This window comes from Streptomyces sp. NPDC001816 (assembly GCF_042892235.1).
In the GTDB taxonomy this organism is placed as follows: Bacteria; Actinomycetota; Actinomycetes; order Streptomycetales; family Streptomycetaceae; genus Streptomyces.
Genome location: NZ_JBIATY010000007.1, coordinates 434,275 through 453,670, shown reverse-complemented (window position 1 = coordinate 453,670; position 19,396 = coordinate 434,275). Strand labels below are relative to the sequence as shown.

Here is a 19,396-nt window from a genome sequence, read left to right as displayed (position 1 = left end):
TTGCCGTGACGAGGGAAACAGCGTCACCGTCAACTGGATCGCCGACCACCGGCAGCGTCTGCACCAGGTGATGAATCACTGGGTTCCGATGCTGTCAGCGTAGGGAGACAAGCGGTTCTCAGAGAGCATCACCGCATGGGCGCCGGCCGTATCAGGACACCTCGTCGTGCGACCGGTCAGGGGAAAGGGCCGCCAGCGCCTCGCCGAGATCGAGCTCCGTCCTGCCGCGCGTCTGGAGTCCGCGCTCCATCAGGAGAGTTGTGCGCCGGCCCGCGGCGCCCTCGCGCACGAAGTGCTGAAACACGGCCGTGGTGGCGCGGAGCTCGTCGTCCGAGGGCGCGGTCGCGTGCGCGACGGAGGTCTTGGTCGCGACGACGGCGTCGGCCGGAAAGCGTGCGACGCGGTGGGCGAACCGGTCCACTACGGCATCGAGTTCGTCGTCGGGAACGGCGCGGTTGATCCAGCCGTACCGCTCGGCCGGCTCCGCGTCGTAGTCATCGGCGCCGAGGAGTACCTCGAGCTCGCTGCCCGTTCCTCGCGCCCGGCCGCGTAGTTTGCCGATGGTGACCACCGGCAGCGAGGGGGCATCCAGCGCCCGGATCAACTCCACCAGGTCCCGCACCAGCTCCGGACCGATCAGGGTGAGCGGCGGCGCTGGTCGCCAAGTTTGTTCGAGGACTGTCCGGCTGAGGAATCCTCGCCTCAGGCGCCGGCCAACTCGGCGTTCGCCCGCTTCGTGATCAGGCTCAACACGCGGCCCGCCATCGCCAGGTCCTCGTCCGGAATGCCGGCGTACAGCCGGGCGGAGATCTCGGCGGTCTCGGCGGTGGTGCTTTCGTACAGGTCCCGTCCGTTGTCCGTGAGCCGCACCCGGGAGGTCTCCGCCGGGTCCGCTTCCAGCAGCTTCGCGGCCGTCATCTCCTCGATCACGCCGCGCACGACCGACTCGCCGGTCTTCAGCGAGCCGGTGACGTCGGCGACGAGCTCGTCGCGGCCGACGGACTCGCCCGCGACCACGACGGCCCGGAGCGTCACACTCTGGTGGAATGTGGCGCCGTGGCGGACCAGCACGCCCTCCAGGAGGGCACGTGCGGCATAGTGCGCCAGGGCTATGACCCGGCCGTTGACGGTGGGGGCGGTGGTGGTCATGACTGCTCCTTCTCGTCCTTCTCGGTGAAGAGCCGTACTGCTGAACTCACGCGGAATACAGTACATGACTACTATGTACATGGCTACTATCTCCTTGTGGGCACCCACAACCGAAGCGGGGCGGGCGGTGGTTCCGAAAGAAGCGGCCTGGCTCAACCTGACGGCGTGACCGACGACCACACGCCGAACCACTGCTCGGCGCCGTACTCCTCGAACCGCTCCACCTCGGTGAACCCCAGCTTCGCCGCGAGGCGCATCGCGCGGTCGTTGGCGTTCTGGGTGCAGAGCACCACCGGCTCGCCGGGACGCGCGTCGGCGAACCAGGCGAGTGCCGCCGCGCACGCCTCGGCGGCGTACCCGCGTCCCCACGCCTCCGGCAGGAACATGTAACCGAGTTCGGCCTCCCCGCCATCCGGACGGACGTGACCCGGGCGTTCTGCCTCGCGCCGATCGAGCGTGATCATGCCGATCATCGTTCCGTCGAGATCGATCACGAAAAGGCCAGGGCGCCGCCCGGGCACCTCAGGCACCGCGCGTTCGAGCTCATCACGCGGTTGAGGGCCACCGATGTAGGTGCCCACCTCGGGCGAGGCGAACAGCTCGATGAACGCCGCACGGTCTCGGGCCTCGGACTCCCGGAGTACGAGCCGTTCCGTCCGTATCGGTGCAGGTGGCCAGGCGACGGGTCCGAGTCCAGTCATGGCGGGCAACCTATCGCACGCCCGTGAGAGTGATCCGAAAGACGGCCACATGCAGGTTGTGCAGGGTGGTGGCAGCGAAGGCGCCGTGTACCGCCCGCACGGCACGACCGGCTGCTGAGGGCTCTGTCGGACCGTGCCGAAGCCTCTGACGCCACGGCCTGACGCCGTTCAGCGGAAGGCGTCCATGCGCTGGGTGCCGATGACCGACAGCAGCCGCAGCGCCTCCTCGGACGGGGAGCCGGGGGCGGCGGTGTAGATGACGACCTGCTGGTCCCGGTCGGTGATGTGGAGGACGTCGCAGTTGACGGTCACCGGGCCGACCACCGGGTGCTGGAACGTCTTGCACAGCGTGGGCTCGGCGGACACGTCATGGGAGGCCCACAGCCGGGCGAACTCCACGCTGCCGGCAAGCAGTTCTTCGATCAGGCCGGTCAGCTCGGGGTCGTCGGGATAGCGAGCCGCGGCTGCGCGCAGGCGCTGCGCCGAGGCGCGGGCGAACGCGTCCGCGTCGGACACCCCGTACAACCGCCGCCCGTGGGGGCTCGGTCCGAGGAAGGCCCGGCGGACGAGGTTGCGCTCGCGCCGCGGCAGGGCGGAGAAGTCCTCCATGAGGGCGGCCGCCAGGTCGTTCCAGGCGAGCACCTCGAAGGTCGCCGACGTCACGATCGCGGCGGCCTGCGGCAGCCGGTGCAGCAGGTCGAGGATGCTCTGGCGCACCTTGCGCGGGGGCCCGGGCGGCGGGCCCGGCGGCGCGCCGGCGAGGTGGTGGAGGTGGACGCGTTCCGGGTCCGACAGACGCAGCGCCCGGGCCAGCCCGGCCAGCACCTCGCGCGAGGGGCGCGGGCCGCGCGCCTGCTCCAGCCGTGTGTAGTACTCGGTCGAGATGAACGCCAGCTGCGTCACCTCCTCACGGCGCAGCCCCGGGGTGCGGCGGCGCGGCCCGGTGGGCAGCCCCACCTCGGCAGAGGTGATCCGCTCGCGCCTGCTGCGCAGGAAGGCCGCCAGTTCTGGTCTGTCCACGTCCTCAGTGTGCGCGGGGTCCGGGGAGCCGATCCAGGTACAGCCGGTGCCTGGATCGGCTCCCAGGGCCGACGCAGGCTCGCTGCCATGAACAACACATCCACCACCACTCCCATCGGTCTGCTGGCCGGCAAGGTCGCCTTCATCACCGGTGCCGGGCGCGGCATCGGCGCCGCCGCGGCCCGCCTGTTCGCCCGGGAGGGCGCCGAGGTGATGCTCGCGGCCCGGACGGAGACACAGCTCAAGGCGGTGACCGAGGAGATCCGGGCGGCGGGCGGCAGCGCGGACTACGTGCTCTGCGATCTGGCCGACGCGGCCGGTGTGCGCGCGGCCGTGGACCGCGTCGTGGACCGGTACGGCCGCCTCGACATCGCCTTCAACAACGGCGCGACCATCCAGCGGCCCGGCCCCATGGACCAGCTCCCGGAGGCCGACTTCGACCACGTCTGCACCGTGAACCTCAAAAGTGTCTGGGTGGCCATGGTCGCCGAGGTCGCCGCCATCCGGGCCACCGCAGGAACAGGAGCCATCGTCAACAACTCGTCCATCGGCAGCCTGCGCGGCAACCCCGAACTGCCCGTCTACGGCGCGATGAAGAGGGCCGTCAACAGCCTTACCGAGTCGGCCGCCGTCACGTACGGCCCGGAGGGCATCCGAGTCAACGCGATCGCCCCCGGCGGCACACTGACCGAGATGATCCGCACCTGGGAGGCCGAATCGCCCGGAGTCCTCGACCGGATCAGGGCACAGACCCCGCTGCGCCGCGCCGCCGACCCCGACGAGATCGCCCAGGCCGCCGCCTGGCTCCTCAGCGACCGCTCCTCCTTCGTGACCGGTACGGTCCTCCGCGTCGACGGCGGGGCGCGAGCCTGAGCGGAACCGCCGGGTCCGCGCCGGGTGTGATCTCCCCCATTGCGGCCGACGGGCCGATGCGGCCAACCTCTCGTCGAACGAATCTCCGAAGAACTGTTATCGGGGGCTCACCGGGCGGTCTCCCAGGTATCGGACAGCACCGTTCGGCATTCGAGGACAGGGAAGCGATTGATGAGTACAGAGCACACGATGGCGTCGGCGGCACTGGTGACCGCTGCCCGGGCGGGTGACGCGGCGGCCCAGGACGCTCTGGTCAGCGCGTACCTCCCGTTGGTCTACAACATCGTGGGGCGTGCTTTGAACGGCTCGGTCGACGTCGACGACGTGGTGCAGGAGACCATGCTCCGTGCCCTCGACTCGCTGGGTGGTCTGCGTACTCCCGAGAGCTTCCGCTCCTGGCTCGTGGCCATCGCGATGAACCAGGTCCGGGCGCACTGGCAGGACCGGCAGTTCGCTTCGGGAGCCGTCGAGGAGGCCGAGGAACTCGCGGATCCGGGCGCGGACTTCGTGGATCTGACGATGGTTCAGCTGCAGCTCTCCGGCCAGCGCCTGGAGACCGCGCGCGCCACCCGCTGGCTGGAGCCGGACGACCGGGGACTGCTGTCGCTGTGGTGGCTGGAGTGCGCAGGTGAGCTGACCCGCGGCGAGGTCGCGGCGGCCCTGGAGCTGTCGCCCCAGCACACCGCGGTCCGCGTACAGCGGATGAAGGCGCAGCTGGAGGCGGCCCGCGTGGTGGTCCGGGCGCTGGACGCGCAACCGCCGTGCGCGGAGCTGCAGGGCGTGCTGGCCTCCTGGGACGGCCGGCCCTCCGCACTGTGGCGCAAGCGAATAGCCCGGCACGCCCGCGGCTGCGTGCACTGCTCCGGTCTGTGGAGCGGATTGATGCCCGCCGAGGGGCTGCTGGCCGGCCTGGGGCTGGTCTCGGTGTCGACCGCACTGCTGGCGAAGATGGGCGGCCCCGCCGCGAGCGAGATGGGACTGGCCGGCTCGGCGTCCCGGCTGGACGCCTCCACGGACCACGCCGCAGCGGGCCCGGCGGACGGTCGCCGCGCTGCGCGCGGCCGGTCGGCTTCCCGGGGCGAGGTCCGGCGGCGTCGGCGCATCCGGCGCCGGGCCGTCGGCGGCGCCGTCGTGGCGGCCTGCGTCGTGGGCGGCGGCCTCTGGTACTTCGGGACGGACTCCGGGTCGGGGAACGAAGGGGCGACCGCCGCGCGCGCCGCCGGCGATCCCGTGGTGGACCTCTCCGCACCCCGCGTCGTCGAGACCTCGGCCTCGGCCTCCCCGTCGCCGTCCCCGTCGACCTCGAAGAAGGCGAGCAGTTCCAAGAAGCCCCACCCGGCGAAGAAGCCCACGCCGACTCCCCGGCAGTCCACCCGACCGCCGCAGAGCACGCCCAGCACCCCGCAGGCGCAGCCCGCCCCGGCGGGCGATGTGGCGCAGGTGGTCGCGCTGGTGAACAAGGAGCGCGCGGCCGCCGGCTGCGGACCGCTCACCGAGAACGCGCAACTGGAGAAGGCCGCGCAGGCCCACTCCGACGACATGGCCGCCCGCAACTTCTTCGACCACACCAACCCGGACGGCGCCGACCCCGGTCAGCGCATCACCGCCGCGGGCTACCGCTGGTCCACGTACGGGGAGAACATCGCGAAGGGCCAGCAGACCCCGCAGTCCGTGATGGACTCCTGGATGAACAGCCCCGGCCACCGCGCCAACATCCTCAACTGCTCGTTCAAGGAGATCGGCGTGGGCGTCCACAAGGGTTCCGGTGGCCCTTGGTGGACACAGGACTTCGGCGCCAAGCTCTGACACCGGGCGAAGGGGGGAGGGGCGTCCGAGCAGAGTGTCGCTGCCGCACCGGCACGTGCCCCTCCCCACGGTCCAACTGAGGCGAATCCATGCAACCTTGAGGCCAGGAGGCGCAGGTACGCTGAGCGCGACCTGCCCACTCCTAGCAACGGGACCGATCTGATGGACCTCACCTTCGCCGGGCGCGTGATCGAATGGCGTGGGCCGTCGCCCTACTACTTCGTCGCCGTGCCGGACGAGGAGTCCGCCGACATCCGCGAGGTGGCCGCGATGGCCACGTACGGCTGGGGCGTGATTCCGGTCGAGGCCCGGATCGGCGAGGTCACCTTCACGACGTCGCTCTTCCCGAAGGACGGCTCCTACCTGCTTCCGCTCAAGAACGCCGTGCGCAAGCCGCAGGGGCTTACCGAGGGTGACGACGTGACGGTGGAGATGTCGGTGCGCCTCCAGATGATCTAGTCCAAGGGGTCAGTGATCGTAGGCGATCAGTGAGCGTAGGACGGTTTGTCAGGTGGCGTCGTTGTGCCAGATCGCGGCGGTCAGCGCGAGGATGCGTTGCATGACGCGGGCTATGACCCCTCCGGGTGTGCGCCCTCGGTGCCGTTCGAGGTCAAGCTGTCCCTTGAAGGTCTCGTTGATCGATTCGATGACCTGTCGCAGCGGCTTGAACAGGGCTGCGCCAGGCCGTTGCCGTTCACCTTTACGGGCAGGCCGCAGCAACTGGACTCCATGCTCGGACAGTTCGCGTTCGAAGCCACGGCCGAAGTAGTTCTTGTCGCCGATGAGCGTCTGTTCGTGGCGCTCTCGCAGAAGCTCGCATTCGGCGGCCAGGAGGTCGAGGAGGGTCTCCCGTCGTTGGCCTTGGCTCCGGTCAGGGCGCTGGCGATGGGCAGGCTCTGAAGGGTGCAGACCAGGTGCAGGCGCAGGCCCCAGAAGAAGCGCCTGTGGCTGGCGCAGTAGCCGTATTCGGCCCAGCCTGCCAGGTCGGAGCGTTTGACGGTCTCGCGGGAGCGGCCGCATTCCACCGGGGTGGAGTCCACGACCCATACATCGTCGCTCCACGCCGAGGTGGTGGTCAGGATCCGGTTGACGCTTCGCACCAGACCGGCGGCCTTGCGCAGCCGCTTGTTGTAGCCGGGCTGCTGGGGCAGGTAGGGGAAGAGGTGGCGCAGGTGCGCACGGGCATGGCGGAGCCATTTGGCCTCGGAGGTGAAGCCGAGTATGGCCTGCATCGTGGCGAGAGTGACCAGTTCGGCATCGCTCAGGCGGGGCGTGATGCCGACCGGCGGGCGCCACGGCGCCAGGTCGGGATGCTCCGTCAGCATGTCGTCGGTCGTCGCATGGAGTGCTGTCGCGAGGGTGTCCACGTCGTTCGCCATAAGACGATCTTGGACACCCTCGTTCTCGTCTCCGCAGGCACCCCTTGGACCACACCACCAGGAGGAACCAGTGTCATACCCGCAACCGCTCACCCCCGAGGAGCAACTCGCCGACGCGAAGAAGCAGCTGAGCCTCCCGCGTATCGTCGTGATCTGCGGCTCCACCCGTTTCATGACCGAGATGACCGAGGCCGATCTGCGGGAGACCAAAGCCGGAAGGATTGTCGTCAAACCGGGCTGTGACATGAAGTCGCCGCACGAACTCTGGTCCGATCCTGTCGAGGCCGAGGCGCTGAAGGTTCGACTCGACGATCTGCACCGAGCGAAGATCCGGCTCGCTGATGAGGTGCTCGTAGTCGGCGACTACATCGGAGACAGCACCCGAGCCGAAATCGCCTACGCCCGGTCGCTGGGCAAGCCCGTGCGGTTCACGCACCCCGAAGTCGACCCTGGCGCCTGATCGCCCGCTGCCACCTCGAAAACCAGGGCCGGCAGCCCGCCGCCTGACCGTCTCGCGGTGGCTTCGGCCGCCGCCCACCCCACACCCAGGCATCCCTTGGAATTGATCATCTAGCGCCGGATGCCGCGGTCGGATGCCGGATACCGCCTTCCCGGCGGGCGAGCCGGCACACAGCCTTGCCTGACAGGCGCGTCGCACCCCCGATGATTGCCTTGGCAACAGTTGTCTAGGCAATCACGATGAGTGTGTGACTACGACACACGGACTGCACGACCACCTCGGCTACTGGCTGCGACGGCTCTCGGACGAGGTCCACGCCCGCTTCGAAGCCGAGATCGGCCGGCACGGCGTCACCGTCTCCCAGTGGGGGGTGATGGCGAGCGTGTTCCACGGTCACACCACCACCAAGGCGGTGGCACAGCACATGGCCATCGATCCCGGAGCCGTCTCGCGGCTCGTGGACCGCCTGGTGGCCAAGGACCTGATCCGCCGCGAGCCCGATCCGGACTCCCGGCGCACCGTGCTGCTCGTCCTCACCGACGAGGGCCGGGCGCTGGTCCCCGTTCTGGCCGGCCTCGCCGACCAGAACGACGCCTACTTCTTCGGCTCGCTCGAGGTCCCGCAGCGCGACCAGTTGGAGAGCTGGATCCGCCGCCTCATCGGGGAACCCCACCCCGCGCTACCGCACGACACCGCTGAGGAGTCATCATGATCGCCCGTTCCCGCACCAAGACCGTGAACATCGACCGGCCCGTCGCCGAGGTCTTCGCCTTCCTGGCCGACCCGGCGAACTGGTCGAAGTGGGCCGTCGTCAACATCAAGTCGATCGAGCCCACCGAGGACCCCGACTGGTGGGCCATGTCGACCCCGGTGGGTCCGGCCCGGCTCCGCCTGCGCGCCGATGCCGAACTCGGCATCCTGGACCACGACTACCTGGACGACACCGCGTCCTGGCGGGTCCCCGCCCGCGTCGTCCCCAACGGCGACGGAACCGAATTCATGATCACCTTCTATCGGCCGCCGGGCTTCAGTGACGAGTTCTTCGACGAGCAGATCGCCCTGGTCGACACGGAACTCTCCACCCTCAAGTCACTCCTGGAAAACCAGGAGTGACCACGTTCGATCGGTGGGAAGCGTCGGCGTTCACCAATAATGTCGTCGACCCGCGAGTGCATGGCCCATCGAGCCCATGATCCACAGAACCGCGCCGACCACCACGAGAATGATGCCGATGGTCCACAGGATCGAGATGCCGGTGAGGAAGCCGACGATGAGCAGGATGATTCCGAGGATGAGCATGAGTGCCTCCTGCCGGTGTCGGAAGGTTTTCCACGTCTGCGAGTGCCCCGAAATTCCGGATAAACCCATGTGTGGCCCAGAAATCTTCGAGCTGCTGAATTGCCGAATCGGCGTCGTAACCGAACGCGCTGACCCGGCACTTTCAGTGGCGGCTGCTGTCCGACCGCGGAACGAGTCGCAGCGTATGCAGGGCGGTGCCGAGGTCGGCGAGGGCGGCGGGGTCGGAGAGCGAACGGCCCGTCAGCTCCTCTATCCGCCGGAGTCGATAGCGCACCGTGTTCGGGTGGATGAAGAGCCGGTTCGCCGTCTCGGCGGCGACGCCTCCCGCCGTGAACCAGTGCCCGAGCGTCTCCAGGAGCCGTGTCCGCTCGGGCGCGGGCAGTTCCAGGACCGGCCCCAGGACGACCTCGACCAGGCGCGCCGCCTCGGCAGGCGCGGCGGCGACCAGCATGGCGAGCGGACTGTCGTCGAAGCGGGCCACGCCCGGCCCGTCGCCCGGCAGCCCGGCCAGCGCCAGCCGCGCGAAGCGCAGCGCCTGCGGTGTGTCGCGCAGCGAGTCGAACCGGGGGCTGACCCCCACCCGCGCCGGACGGTGTCGCAGCGCCCTACGGCTCACCGTCTCGGCGTCGGGATGAGCCAGCGACAGCAGCCCGATCTGCTCGCCCGGCAGCAGCCGCCACGCCGACTGCACACCGGTCTGGCGCAGGGCCGCCTCGATACCGGGCAGGGGCTCTCCGCCCGGATCCGGCACGGAGGCGGCCACGACCGCGTAGGGCCCCCGCTCGGGCAGACCGAGTTGCCGTGCCGTCTCCCACAGGGTCGTCCGGTCCGCGAGCGCGCCCGTGAGCAGCGCCTCGACCAGCGCCGATCGGCGCGCCTCGCGCCGGAGCGCCAACTCGGCACTGGCCTCCCGGTAGGCCGCCGCGACAGCCTCCGCATAACAGCCGAACTGCGCCCAGATCTCCGACGAACCCGCCACCAGCTGGGCGTCCGTGACGTCCGGATGCCGCTGCGCCTCGTCGACCATCTGCGACCAGAGAAACTCGAACCCGATCCGATAGGCGTGCAGCGTGTCCGCGAGCGGCACTCCCTGCTCGGCGCGGAGCCGACCGGTCTGCTCCGCGGGCCGCACATCGGGTTCCGCTGCGAGCGCGAAACGCCCCAGCAACTGGTCGGCGTTGGCCGTGCAGGACTCCCGCAGAGAGGCGAAGGGGATCAGCGACTCGTCGGCGTAGGACTCCACCTCGGCGCAGATGCGCCGCGCCATCCGCTCACCCAGTTCCGGCAGCCGTCCCAGTAGGGCGGCACTCACCTCCGAGAGACTCATTCCTGCAGCGTACGGCTTGCTCTTTGTTCCCCGGAACAATCCCAGGCCGCGTGAGCTGTCCGTCTGGCCATGGACGCTTCCGGACACGGACGCCACGATGCCGTGAGCGCCGGCGGGGACCCGGCGAGCATGCGTGCGAGGAGGCATCATGGCCAATCTGGCGGAATTCCTGGCGGAGACGGCGGGCCGGCATCCCGAGAGTGCCGCCCTGCGGCTGGGGACGGCGACCACCACCTACGCCGAGCTGGACCGGCTGAGCGCCCAGGCCGCCGCCCTGCTGCGCACCGAGGGACTGCGCCCCGGCGACCGGGTCGCGCTGATGCTGCCGAACGTGCCCGAGTTCGTCGCCCTCTACTACGGCATCCTGCGCGCCGGCGGCATCGTCGTACCGATGAACCCGCTGCTCAAGGCCCGGGAGACCGAGTACCACCTGCGCGACTCCGGCGCCGTGCTGCTCTTCGAGTGGCACCAGGCACCCGGTGAGGGCGCCCAGGGCGCGGCCGCGGCCTCCGTGCGCCACATGTCGGTCGAACCAGCCGCCTTCGCGGCCGAGTTGGCACGGCTGGAGCCGCAGTACGAGATCGCCACCGTCGCCGGCGACGACATCGCCGTGCTGCTCTACACCTCCGGCACCACCGGGCGCCCCAAGGGCGCGGCACTCACCCACGCGGGACTTCGCCACAACACCGAGGTCAACGTCGTCAACGTGCAGCAGATGACCCCCGACGACGTGGTCGTGGGCTGTCTGCCGCTGTTCCACATCTTCGGGCAGACCTGCACGATGAACGTCGCCGTGCACAGCGGCGCCGCGCTCGTCCTCGTCCCCCGGTTCGATCCGCAGACCGTGCTCGACGCCATCGCCCGTCACGGCGCGACCATCTTCGAGGGCGTGCCCACCATGTACGCGGCGCTGCTCCAGCACCCGGGCGCCGACGAGGCCGACGTGTCCACCCTGCGCCTGTGCATCTCGGGCGGCGCGTCCCTGCCGGTGGAGATCCTGCACGGCTTCGAGCGGCGCTTCGGCTGCATGGTGCTGGAAGGCTTCGGTATGTCCGAGACCAGCCCCGTCGTCTCTTTCAACCACCCCGACCGCCCGCGCAAGGCCGGATCCATCGGGACCCCCATCCAGGACGTCGAGGTGCGGCTGGTGGACGACGACGGCCGGGACGTGAACCCGGGCGAGGTCGGCGAACTCGCGGTGCGCGGACCGAACCTGATGAAGGGTTACTGGAACCGCCCCGAGGAGACCGCCGCCGCCATACCCGACGGCTGGCTTCGCACCGGCGACCTGGCCCGGCAGGACGAGGACGGCTACCTGTACATCGTCGACCGCAAGAAGGACCTCATCATCCGCGGCGGCTACAACGTCTACCCGCGCGAGATCGAGGAGGTCCTCCACGAGCACCCCGCCGTCGCCCTCGCGGCCGTCCTTGGCGTGCCCGACGAACGGCTCGGCGAGGAGATCGCGGCAGCGGTCGTCCTGCGCCCGGGAGCCGAGGCGAGCCCCGGGGAACTCCAGGAGTACGTGCGGGATCGGGTGGCGGCCTACAAGTATCCCCGCCAGGTGTGGCTGGTGGACGCACTGCCCATGGGCCCGAGCGGCAAGATCCTGAAGCGGGAGATCTCGGCTCCGGTGCACTGAGCGCGCCGTGTGAGCCGACCGGTTCAGGGGCTGATTCCCAAGCTGGGTACCCAGCTTGGGAATCAGCCTGCGCAGCCGCGGGTGGACAGGCGATCGGCGATGCAGGCCGCGATGGCGGGGGTGACCGCGGTCATCTCCGGGCGCCAGCCCGGTACGGCGTTCACCTCGCAGATGGTGTAGGCGTCCTCGGCGGTGAACAGCAGATCCACCCCGGCGATGTCCAGGCCCAGGGCGCGGACCGCGCGCACCGCCAGCTTTTCCGCCTGCGGATAGCGGCCGGCGCACAGCGTGGCGGAGCCGCCCTTGGCCATGTTGGAGGCGAGGGTGCCGTTGTGGGAGGTGTGCAGGACGGCACCCACCGGTTCACCGTCGACCACGACCACGCGCAGCGAACGGCCGTGCGAGTGGGCCACATGCTCCTGGAAGAGAAACGGCGCCTCCTGGGTGAGACTGCCGGCCACCTCGCGAAGCAGGTGCGGGTCGGGGGCGAGGAAGACCTGCCCGCCCTTGGCGCCGTTGACGGACTTCACCACGCACGGCGTCCTCAGCCGGGGACTGCGCACGACGCCTTCGAGCGGAGCGGTGGCGTAGGAGACGGTGTCGGGCACCGGCAGCCCGGCCAGGGCCAGCTCCTGCAACTGCCACACCTTGTTACGGCACTTGAGCTGGGCGGCGACCGTGTTGACGAGGGTGCTGCCCATGCGCTCCAGGTGCCGTAGCAAGGTCACCTCGCGGTCGCTGTGCATGGGGCCGGCGACCTGTCGTACGCACACCACCTCAGGAGCGGGCAGGTCCGCGCCGCCCAGGGTACGCAGCACCAACCGCCCGCCCTGGACGCCGAAGAGCAGCTCGTCGGTGTGCCAGACCGCGAAGCGAGGGCCGTGGGCATCGGCCAGCGCTGCCGCCAGTTCGTGAGTGGACCGGCGCAGCACAGCCGGTCGCTGCCGCACCAGCAGCCACACATCGGCGGGTGCCGGAACCGCCGGCAGAGCACGGTGCTGTACGACCACTCCGACTCCTCACCTTCGCCACCTGCGCCCCCGGGCCGTCGAGTGGCCAGTCTCGCAGTTGCGTGATCGTGGTGTCACGGACCGTAGAACGCGGCAGGCGGAGCGCATCTCTGACGCCATGTCAGGCACCCTGCTCCTCGTCGGCCGAGCAGGCGCATCACCGCGAGGCGGGCTCTGTGCGTCCGGCCGGGGCGACGGCGTCGTCTCCCGCGTGCCCGGATCGGCCGAACAGCGCCGTCGCTGCGCCCATACCGAGCCCGGCCCCGAGCAGTTGGGCCGCGACGAACGGGACCACGGAGGCGGGGGCGATCCCGGCGGCCGTGTCGGTGACGACACGGCCGATGGTCATCGCCGGATTGGCGAAGGCGGTCGAGGAGGTGAACCAGTACGCGGACCCGATGTAGGCAGCCACCGCGGCCGGTACCAGCCGGGCACGGCCGCTGCGTTGCAGGCCGAGGACGAGCAGGATCAGCCCGGCGGTGGCGACGACCTCGCCCAACCACAGGTGTCCGGCGGACCGCTCGTGGGTCGAGAGCCTCACCAGTGGCTTCGCGAACATGGCGTCGGCCAGGATCGCGCCGCCGATCGCCCCGGCCACCTGTGCCGGTATGTACGCGGCGACCTCCCGCAGGGTCGGTCCGGTGCTCCGGCGGCGGCCGGCGTACCAGGCGGACAGCGTGACGGCGGGGTTGAGATGCCCGCCGGACACCGGCCCCAGCAGCGTGATGAGCACGCCCAGCCCGAAGACGGCGGCCAGCGAACAGGCCAGCAACCGCACACCGGCGTCCTGCGACAGCCGGGTGGCCTGGATCCCGGAACCGACGGCCACGACCACGAGCAGCCCGGTCCCGACGGCCTCGGCGGCGACGCGGGGCACTAGGGAACGGGTCATGCGGTGCACGGCGCTCGATGGGTCATGGGAGGCAGTCTGAGCGTGCACCCGAGCTCGCGGACAGTGGAGGAAAATCCCATCTTGCCCGGCATTTCTCGTCGGTTGCACGGTGCTCGACGACACGGCCGGCGCAGCGCCCTGGCGGTGGTGGCGCAGCCGGTCGAGTGGGTCGGTCAGGCGCAGGGACACCTCGTCGGGGTCGGACCCGGCGCTCCGAGTTCGAGCCGGCGGCGGAGAGTCGAGGGACTGGTACGGGTGCAGGACGGCAACGGTGGCCCCGTGCCGGGTCTGCCGCTGAACGTCCCCCGACGCGGACGCCTCCAGCGCCTCGGCGAGTCGGCGCAGGGCCATGGCCACGGCCAGGCGCTGCGGCCGCTCGGGATGGACGAAACGGCCGGCGACCGCCAACAGCCACGCGAGCGCGGCTCCGGCCGTCATCGCGAACGAGAACGGGAGAAGCACCGTGCCGAGCACGCCGAGCCGGGTGGCATCGCAGACGTAAGTGCCGTCGCGACCGCCACCGCCACCACGGCGGCACCAGTCGGCGACGCCCCGGGGAAGGGCCCACCCCGCGAGCGCCGACCCACAGCCCCCGCACGCCGTCACGGCCACGGCCACGGCCACCACCGCGAGGACCCGGGCGCGCAGGGCGTAGGGCAGATTACGGCCGAACGTGGTGGTGAAGGACCCCCGCATGGCGTAGACCGCGAGATCGGGCCGACCCGCCGCCACGATCGGCACTGCGACCAAGCCCATGGCCAGGGCGGCCCGCACGGCGAACGGGAGCGCTCCGTCCACCTCGTGCTGGGTCTGCGCGCCGCGTGGGGGGGCACGACCCGCGTCGGCGACCGAGCTCCGCCGGCTGTGCCCGCGCACGGGAAGGGAGAGTCGGCGCAAACCATGCGGCCCGGACCGCTCGCGCCTGCCCGAGGCGGCGCGCTCCGGCGGGCCGGCCGACGGGGACGGAACTACCCTGGTGGCGCATGAGCAGCTGGTTGCCGCTGGACGCGTTGCCCCGGCTGGCCGGTTCGGTGGCGCTCGGAGCCGTGGCCGGCGCGGTCGTCGGGCTGTCGGCCAGGGCGCTGCTGGGTGCGCTGGCCGCGATCGCCGCGACGGAGCTGGCCTTCGTGGTGGCGGGCTGGGCGGTGCTGTGGCCCATGGATGCCGCGGCCACCCACCGCAACGCCCGACGTGAGGACATCCGGCCCCTCGGCGAGGAACTCGCGGTCGTGGCGGTCGCTTCGTGCGGACTGGTCGCGATCGTGCTGCTGCTCCTGCTCGGCTCCTCCGACACCGGCCATGTCGGCGCCGCGCTCGCGCTGCTCGGGGTGTTCATGGCCTGGGCCGCGCTGCACCTGATGTACGCCACCCGCTACGCCTACGTCTACTACACCGCCGAGGGCGGGATCGACTTCAACTCCGACCAGCGGCCCGCGTACCGAGACTTCTTCTACTTCAGCTATAACCTCGGCATGACCTACCAGGTGTCCGACACCTCCGTCTCGAGTACGGCCATCCGTGTGATCGTGCTGCGGCACACGCTCCTGTCGTACGTCTTCGGCACCAGCATTCTCGCCACCGCCATCAACCTCGTCGCGGGACTCGTCACCGGCTGACGTCCTCGCGCGGTTTCGCACCGGACGCAGCAGGATGGGACGAGGGACCATCTCAGGAGGAGGCCGGTTCGTGCCCGAGTCGCAGGCAGTGATCGTCGAACCGGCCAGAGCCACCGTCTTCCTCGTCGTAACGATCGTGCCGGGCCGCGAGGAGGCGGTCCGCGACCTGCTGCAGGACGTCTCGGGCCTGCGCCGCTCGGTCGCCTTCCGCGCACCCGACGACCGGCTCACCTGTGTCGTCGGCATCGGATCGGAGGCCTGGGACCGGCTCTTCACCGGACCGCGCCCACGGGTACTGCACCCGTTCGTGGAACTGCGCGGCGTCCGCCACCGCGCCCCGGCCACCCCGGGGGACCTCCTCTTCCATGTGCGAGCCCGCCGCATGGACCTGTGTTTCGAACTGGGCCGGCTGATCCTGGAGCGGCTGAGCGGCGCGGTCACGGTGGTGGACGAGGTCCAGGCCTTCAAGTACTTCGACGAGCGCGACCTGCTCGGGTTCGTCGACGGAAGCGAGAACGCCGAAGGGCACGTCGCGGCCGAGGAGGTGTTCGTCGGCGACGAGGACCCCGACTTCACCGGGGGCAGCTATGTGATCGTGCAGAAGTACCTGCACGACATGACGGCGTGGAACGCCCTGTCCTCGGACGATCAGGAGAAGGTCATCGGGCGGACGAAGCTCGCCAACGTCGAACTTCCCGACGACATCAAGCCCGCCGACTCCCACGTGGCGCTCAACACCATCACCGACGAGCACGGCGACGAGCGCAAGATCGTGCGCGAGAACATGCCGTTCGGCAACCTCGCCGAGGGCGAGTTCGGCACGTACTTCATCGGGTACGCCCGTACGCCGGACGTCATCGAACAGATGCTGAGGCACATGTTTCTCGGCGACGGCCGAGCCGCGCACGACCGCATCCTCGACTACTCGACCGCGATGACCGGGTGCCTGTTCCACGTACCGACCGTCACCTTCCTCGACGACCCGCCCGCCGTACCCGGCTGAGCCCGCATCCGACTCCGGATCAGCCCTGTCCGTCGGGTGCCCCGCCGAGGGACACCACCACCGCGGTCAGCTGGCCCTCCGGCGCGCGGTAGCTCACCGAGTCTCCGGCCCGGCGGCCGAGGAGCGCGTGCCCCAGGGGACTGTCGGCCGTGATCAGCGTGGGGTCCACCACGTCCGCCAGCGCGCCGATCTGGAACGTGTCCTCTGTGCCGTCCTCGAATCGCACGGTGACCGTGCTGCCGACCCCGACCACATCGGTGGAGGGCCGGCCCGCGTCGGCTGCCTGCCGCAGCCGCGTGGTGATCTCGGAGATGCGGGCGTCCAGGCGATCCAGTTCATCGGCGCGCCGCAACTGGTCGGCCTCGTCGGCGCGGTCGCCGGTCGTGTCACTGTCGCGCAGAGTCGCCGCGACCGATGAGCGTTCCGCGCGGACTTCGGCGAGTTCCTTTTCGAGCGCCTGACGGGCGGCCTCACTGATCGGCTCGGGTTCGCTGGTCATGCGTGCTCCTGGGGCGTGGGGGAGAGGGATGAAGTGGCTGAAAACGTGAATTTTCGGTCATGCTAGTCGAGGTGCTGCGGATGATCCCTCGGCATGGCCTGAGGAGAGCGACGACGTCACAGGGGTCGGCCAGTGGCAGGGCAGCCGCCTGATCACGGGCGACGACATCACCGGCCAGCTCCAGACCCTCAAGCAGCAGCCCGGCGGCAACATCAACGTCGGCGGCAGCATCACCCTCGTCGAGTGGCTCATGGCCAACGGCGTGCTTCGTCCCAGGCCCGCAGCCGCGCCTTGTGCACGAGACACACCAGCAGCGCGAGCCGCTTCACCAGGATCCGCGACGGCAGCGCTACAGCGCGCAGAGCGGTCAGCCCCTGATGAAACACGTCAAGGTCACGATCGAGCCCGCGACCTGACGGGGCGGCACCCTCAAAGGCTCAGCGGCTCGACTTCTGGGACGCCACGATCGTGTCGACGGTCTGCTCGGCCCCGGCCAGCCGCTGCACGCGCTCCGCGAAGCCCGGGAACTGCGAGGCGACCTTGGTGAGGAACTTCAACTCGAGCGGCGCCACGTTGAGTTCGGCGACATCGCGCTCGATCGCCCGCGTCACGCCCTTGACGACCCGCTCCGGCGCGACGGTCCGCACCCCGCCGGGCGTCGGCGAGCCCGTGTTCGCGAACATCCCCAGCTCGCGTACGAAGCCCGGCTGGACGATCGAGACACCGACGCCCGTGCCGTGCAGATCCTGGCGGAAGGCCAGCGAGAAGCCGCGGAGCCCGAACTTCGTCGCGGTGTACATGGACGACGACTTGGTGGCCGCCATCCCCGACAGCGACCCGACGAAGCAGATGTGCCCGCGTCCGGCGGTCACCATGGCGGGAGCCAGCAACCGCGCGAGCATCGCGGGCGCGCGCAGGTTCACCGCGAGCGCCCGGTCGATCTGCTCCGGCGTGTAGTCGAGCACGTCACCGCTGGAGGGCAGGGCGGCGTTGGCGATGAGGATGTCGGTCCCGGCGGCTTCCTCGGCGAGGCGCACCACATCGTCGGCGTCACCGAGATCGGCCAGGATCGTGCGCGCGCCGTAGCGTTCGGCGAGGGGCTCAAGCGCCTCGCGCCGTCGGCCGGTGAGTATGAGGTCCGCGCCGCGAGCGGACATCTCCGCGGCGATCGCGCCGCCGATGCCGCCCGTGACCCCGGTCAGCAGAACAGTTGCCCCAGCAATGTGCACGATTACCCTCCCGTACTGTTCGTTCGAACGAACAATAGAGAGGGTGCGAGGGACTGTCCACCCGAACGCGGATGGAAGAATGCGGGGCATGCCGAACGACGCTCCCGCCGCCACGACGCGCCAGCGCATCATCACAGCCGTCCTGCAGATCATCGGCGAGGGCGGGGTCGCGGCGGTCACCAACCGGCGGATCGCCAAGGAAGCCGGAGTGTCACTCGGCTCGGTCACCTACCACTTCGAAACCCAGCACGATCTGCTGCGGGAGAGCCTGCTGCACTTCGTACGCGAGGAGGCCCGGTACTTCACCGAGCTGGCCGACCAGTGCCAGACCGAGGGCATCGACATCGAGGACGCGGCATCCCTGGCCGGGCAGGTCGCGTGCGGCACGGCACTGGACAGCGCCCATCTCGCGCCGTTCGAGCTGTACATCCAGGCCGGGCGCGACGAGCGGCTGCGTGAGGCGGCGGCGGAGGCGTTCCGCGCCTACGACCGGCTCGCCACCCAGATCCTCACCGCTCTGGGTGTGCCGGATGCGGAACGCCTTGCGGCCACCACCGTCGCGGTGGTGATGGGGCTGCAACTGCGGCGTCTGGCCACCGGCAGCCCCGCCGAGGACCTGGTCGACGCCCTCCTGCTGCTCGCCCGAGGCTGTCCGCCCGCTCAGTGACCGGCGGCAGGCCGCAGCAGTTGCGTCGCCTGTTCGCCGATGATGTCCCATGCGGCGGACGGGAGATCACCCAGCGCCGTCCAGCGCAGCGCGCCTATCGCGTCCTCGCTGCCGGTGTCGCCCGTGGCGCTGCCGCTGACCACGTCGTAACCGTCGCGTACGGCGACACGGAGGAGCTTTCGCCCGCCGGCGTCGGCGTGCAGCGCCGTGGCGACGACGAGCGGCGGTGCTCCGCCCGCTGCGGCCGGCAGTTTGCGGTAGGCGGTGGCGACGGGCTCACGCCAGTGGATGCTCAGCAGCAGCGGACGCTTGGCCGTCGCCTCGGACAGGTCGATCTCCTGCACACCCTCGGGTCCCAGCACCGAGGCCCGCGCGTCCAGGACGAGTGCCGCCGGCAGCAGGCAACGCAGCGTGCTGCCCACGAGGTTGCCGCCGACCGTCGCCGTCCGGCGTACGGCGCCGGTCCCTACCGAGGCGGCGGCCAGGCGTATGACGTCCGGGACCCGGTCGTCGATCCGGTTCAGCACCACGGCGGCGCCCAGCGTCTCGCGCCCGATGACGTTGGCCTCCGGGAGGCTGCGCAGCGACATGGCCAGTTCGGGGAACCCGTCCCGCTGCCAGTCGGCCCACAGCAGCGTCGCCCCGCCGATCGGCACGGCCCCCTCGGCCAGACACTCCCGCGCCTCGGACACGGAGCTGGGCAGTCGCAACAGCATCGCAGCCGACCTGCCTTTCTGGGTAGTTGAGCAGCGGGGCCGTGAACCGGTCGCCCGCCCACAGGCATGGCGCATTCTCGTCGCACGAAGTGGGGCGCACACAGGGCT

At 70.4% G+C, this 19,396-nt stretch carries 21 protein-coding genes and 1 pseudogene; 10 read left to right on the top strand and 12 right to left on the bottom strand.

The features are described 5' to 3' along the window. Positions 1-151 precede the first annotated feature (151 nt). The 4 genes from ACFYZZ_RS27090 to ACFYZZ_RS27075 all read right to left on the bottom strand — a co-directional run bounded on the left by ACFYZZ_RS27090 (position 152) and on the right by ACFYZZ_RS27075 (position 2,870). A complete protein-coding gene (locus tag ACFYZZ_RS27090) occupies positions 152-622 on the bottom strand; it encodes an enoyl-CoA hydratase/isomerase family protein (protein ID WP_389180904.1) in 471 nt (156 codons plus the stop codon). A gap of 80 nt (positions 623-702) precedes the next feature. Continuing rightward, positions 703-1,149: a MarR family transcriptional regulator gene (locus tag ACFYZZ_RS27085; RefSeq protein WP_389180901.1), complete on the bottom strand. Its 447-nt coding sequence runs from the start codon at positions 1,147-1,149 to the stop codon at positions 703-705. Positions 1,150-1,301: 152 nt separating this feature from the next. Then, the gene (locus tag ACFYZZ_RS27080) at positions 1,302-1,850 is read right to left on the bottom strand and encodes a GNAT family N-acetyltransferase (RefSeq protein ID WP_389180898.1); all 549 of its coding nucleotides are present in this window, start codon (positions 1,848-1,850) and stop codon (positions 1,302-1,304) included. Positions 1,851-2,018: 168 nt separating this feature from the next. Further along, positions 2,019-2,870, bottom strand: coding sequence for a helix-turn-helix transcriptional regulator (locus tag ACFYZZ_RS27075; RefSeq protein ID WP_389180895.1), 852 nt, complete (start codon positions 2,868-2,870; stop codon positions 2,019-2,021). Positions 2,871-2,957: 87 nt separating this feature from the next. On the opposite strand from ACFYZZ_RS27075, the gene ACFYZZ_RS27070 reads away from it, so the two are divergent. From ACFYZZ_RS27070 to ACFYZZ_RS27060, 3 genes are all read left to right on the top strand, one after another. Next, complete coding sequence (locus ACFYZZ_RS27070; RefSeq protein WP_389180892.1) at positions 2,958-3,743, top strand: SDR family NAD(P)-dependent oxidoreductase; 786 nt, start codon at positions 2,958-2,960, stop codon at positions 3,741-3,743. Positions 3,744-3,914: 171 nt separating this feature from the next. Then, entirely contained in the window at positions 3,915-5,549 is a 1,635-nt protein-coding gene (locus tag ACFYZZ_RS27065) for a sigma-70 family RNA polymerase sigma factor (protein ID WP_389180889.1), read from the top strand. 162 nt (positions 5,550-5,711) lie between these two features. Beyond that, the gene (locus ACFYZZ_RS27060; protein ID WP_389180886.1) at positions 5,712-6,008 is read left to right on the top strand and encodes a DUF1905 domain-containing protein; all 297 of its coding nucleotides are present in this window, start codon (positions 5,712-5,714) and stop codon (positions 6,006-6,008) included. Between the two features lie 48 nt (positions 6,009-6,056). Here ACFYZZ_RS27060 and ACFYZZ_RS27055 read toward each other — a convergent pair. Continuing rightward, positions 6,057-6,928: pseudogene (locus ACFYZZ_RS27055) on the bottom strand (IS982 family transposase). 70 nt (positions 6,929-6,998) lie between these two features. Between ACFYZZ_RS27055 and ACFYZZ_RS27050 the strand changes: the two are divergent. From ACFYZZ_RS27050 to ACFYZZ_RS27040, 3 genes are all read left to right on the top strand, one after another. After that, the gene (locus tag ACFYZZ_RS27050) at positions 6,999-7,388 is read left to right on the top strand and encodes a hypothetical protein (protein ID WP_389180882.1); all 390 of its coding nucleotides are present in this window, start codon (positions 6,999-7,001) and stop codon (positions 7,386-7,388) included. 247 nt (positions 7,389-7,635) lie between these two features. Next, complete coding sequence (locus ACFYZZ_RS27045) at positions 7,636-8,100, top strand: MarR family winged helix-turn-helix transcriptional regulator (protein WP_389180879.1); 465 nt, start codon at positions 7,636-7,638, stop codon at positions 8,098-8,100. Continuing rightward, positions 8,097-8,501, top strand: a complete 405-nt coding sequence (locus tag ACFYZZ_RS27040; RefSeq protein ID WP_389180876.1) for an SRPBCC family protein — start codon at positions 8,097-8,099, stop codon at positions 8,499-8,501. Before ACFYZZ_RS27045 ends, ACFYZZ_RS27040 begins: the two co-directional genes overlap by 4 nt. A gap of 30 nt (positions 8,502-8,531) precedes the next feature. Here ACFYZZ_RS27040 and ACFYZZ_RS27035 read toward each other — a convergent pair whose 3' ends face one another. Together ACFYZZ_RS27035 and ACFYZZ_RS27030 are read right to left on the bottom strand one after the other, a co-directional pair. Continuing rightward, positions 8,532-8,687: a DUF6131 family protein gene (locus ACFYZZ_RS27035; RefSeq protein ID WP_389180873.1), complete on the bottom strand. Its 156-nt coding sequence runs from the start codon at positions 8,685-8,687 to the stop codon at positions 8,532-8,534. A gap of 142 nt (positions 8,688-8,829) precedes the next feature. Next, on the bottom strand, positions 8,830-10,014 hold the full coding sequence (locus ACFYZZ_RS27030; protein WP_389180870.1) for a PucR family transcriptional regulator: 1,185 nt from the start codon (positions 10,012-10,014) through the stop codon (positions 8,830-8,832). Between the two features lie 148 nt (positions 10,015-10,162). Between ACFYZZ_RS27030 and ACFYZZ_RS27025 the strand changes: the two genes are divergently transcribed. Next, complete coding sequence (locus ACFYZZ_RS27025) at positions 10,163-11,656, top strand: long-chain fatty acid--CoA ligase (protein ID WP_389180867.1); 1,494 nt, start codon at positions 10,163-10,165, stop codon at positions 11,654-11,656. Between the two features lie 62 nt (positions 11,657-11,718). On the opposite strand, the gene ACFYZZ_RS27020 is transcribed toward ACFYZZ_RS27025, so the two are convergent. Together ACFYZZ_RS27020 and ACFYZZ_RS27015 are read right to left on the bottom strand one after the other, a co-directional pair. Further along, positions 11,719-12,666, bottom strand: a complete 948-nt coding sequence (locus tag ACFYZZ_RS27020) for a RimK family alpha-L-glutamate ligase (protein ID WP_389180864.1) — start codon at positions 12,664-12,666, stop codon at positions 11,719-11,721. 157 nt (positions 12,667-12,823) lie between these two features. Beyond that, the gene (locus ACFYZZ_RS27015) at positions 12,824-13,558 is read right to left on the bottom strand and encodes an aquaporin (protein WP_389180998.1); all 735 of its coding nucleotides are present in this window, start codon (positions 13,556-13,558) and stop codon (positions 12,824-12,826) included. Between the two features lie 983 nt (positions 13,559-14,541). On the opposite strand from ACFYZZ_RS27015, the gene ACFYZZ_RS27010 reads away from it, so the two are divergent. Beyond that, positions 14,542-15,174, top strand: coding sequence for a DUF1345 domain-containing protein (locus ACFYZZ_RS27010; protein WP_389180861.1), 633 nt, complete (start codon positions 14,542-14,544; stop codon positions 15,172-15,174). A gap of 70 nt (positions 15,175-15,244) precedes the next feature. Next, complete coding sequence (locus ACFYZZ_RS27005) at positions 15,245-16,177, top strand: Dyp-type peroxidase (RefSeq protein WP_389180858.1); 933 nt, start codon at positions 15,245-15,247, stop codon at positions 16,175-16,177. Between the two features lie 19 nt (positions 16,178-16,196). Here the strand turns inward: ACFYZZ_RS27005 and ACFYZZ_RS27000 are convergent, their stop codons facing one another. Together ACFYZZ_RS27000 and ACFYZZ_RS26995 are read right to left on the bottom strand one after the other, a co-directional pair. Beyond that, entirely contained in the window at positions 16,197-16,676 is a 480-nt protein-coding gene (locus tag ACFYZZ_RS27000) for a GreA/GreB family elongation factor (protein ID WP_389180856.1), read from the bottom strand. 437 nt (positions 16,677-17,113) lie between these two features. Then, positions 17,114-17,905, bottom strand: a complete 792-nt coding sequence (locus ACFYZZ_RS26995) for an SDR family NAD(P)-dependent oxidoreductase (protein ID WP_389180854.1) — start codon at positions 17,903-17,905, stop codon at positions 17,114-17,116. Between the two features lie 88 nt (positions 17,906-17,993). On the opposite strand from ACFYZZ_RS26995, the gene ACFYZZ_RS26990 reads away from it, so the two are divergent. Then, entirely contained in the window at positions 17,994-18,572 is a 579-nt protein-coding gene (locus ACFYZZ_RS26990; RefSeq protein WP_386579920.1) for a TetR/AcrR family transcriptional regulator, read from the top strand. On the opposite strand, the gene ACFYZZ_RS26985 is transcribed toward ACFYZZ_RS26990, so the two are convergent. Then, positions 18,566-19,288, bottom strand: a complete 723-nt coding sequence (locus tag ACFYZZ_RS26985) for an FAD binding domain-containing protein (protein WP_389180851.1) — start codon at positions 19,286-19,288, stop codon at positions 18,566-18,568. The two genes, ACFYZZ_RS26990 and ACFYZZ_RS26985, sit on opposite strands and share 7 nt — an antisense overlap. Positions 19,289-19,396 lie beyond the last annotated feature (108 nt).